This window comes from Oleiphilus sp. HI0128 (assembly GCF_001635365.1).
In genome coordinates, this window is sequence record NZ_LWGG01000176.1 from 1 (window position 1) to 1,202 (window position 1,202).

At 44.3% G+C, this 1,202-nt stretch carries 2 protein-coding genes; both read left to right on the forward strand.

What is annotated here, in order from left to right; genetic code table 11:
• Positions 1-718 (forward strand): capsule assembly Wzi family protein (locus A3763_RS02285; RefSeq protein WP_231872075.1); only part of this gene is annotated, 718 nt, incomplete at its 5' end.
• 93 nt (positions 719-811) lie between these two features.
• On the forward strand, positions 812-1,202 hold a 391-nt coding region (locus tag A3763_RS02290; protein WP_197482700.1), incomplete at its 3' end, for a hypothetical protein.

A 1,202-nucleotide genomic window follows, 5' to 3' on the forward strand; every position in this document is an offset into this window, starting at 1 on the left:
GCCGTTGAAAGGTCTTGAATTTGGTATGTCCCGTGCGATGCAGTGGGGTGGAGAAGGGCGTGATGAAGACTTGTCTACCTTCTGGAAGTCGCTTACTTCGCAGGGTGAAAATACAGCCAAGCAAGCGGGGAATCAGTTGGCTGGCTTCGATGTACGTTATGGCTTTGCATTGACTGATACGCTGGGTGCGGCCTTCCACGCACAAACAATTGGTGAAGACGAAGCGGGCTATATGCCATCGCGACGCACCCATCAAGCGGGCGTTCAACTTTCCCAAACACTAGAAGATAGCGCTTTCCTAAAGTACGAGTTGGAATACGCAAATACCATTGCGGATGGCTTTGAGACAGTATTTTATAATACCACCTATGAACATAGTCTTTATGAAAGTGGCTATCGCTATCATGGGCGTACGCTTGGTGCTAGTTTTGATAATGACTCAGAGGTTTTGTCCTTCGGGATGAGTCTTCAAAATGGTGATGGTTCGCTTTGGAGTGCGCGTGCCAGCTATTTACAGTTAAATGAAGATGGTGGCGTCAGAGGAAATGGGGTTTCTCTGAGTGCTCAATCACTTTATATGGCGGAATTTTATCACCAGTGTTTCATCTTTGATGGCCGTTTCAAAGCAGGGCTGACTTACCTAAGTAAAGACGTTGATACAGCGTTTACGTATGTAGAGCGCTTAGCTGCTTCGGTCTCATGGGAGTATCGATACTAGGGCTTGTGAAGTGTAAAAGCAGGCCTGTCATGCTATTATTCGCTTAGTCTAACGACAAGGCTTTTACCAATGATTATCAAGGAGGATAAGAGAATGGATAAAACAAAAGTGGACGATATGCTAATTCAAATGATACAGCCCAAACTCGAAGAGATTGAAACCCGCTTCTCAAACGGTGAGGGCCTAAGTAGTGAAGATATCAATACACTGCTGCTTAAGTCGCAATATAATCATATCAATCATTTAGATGAAAAATTAAATGAAGTGACCGATAGTGTGGCAAGCCTTAAAGGTGAATTTGCTGGCTTGAAAGGTGAATTTGCTGGCTTGAAAGGTGAGTTTTCTGATTTGAAAGGTGAGTTTTCTGATTTGAAAGGTGACTTTACAGGCCTAAGAGGCGAGTTTGTCGGCCTGAAAGGCGAATTCAAGTTGTTGGAACAAAAGGTAAACAAAGGCTTCGAACTTATGGGGGCTAGAATGGACG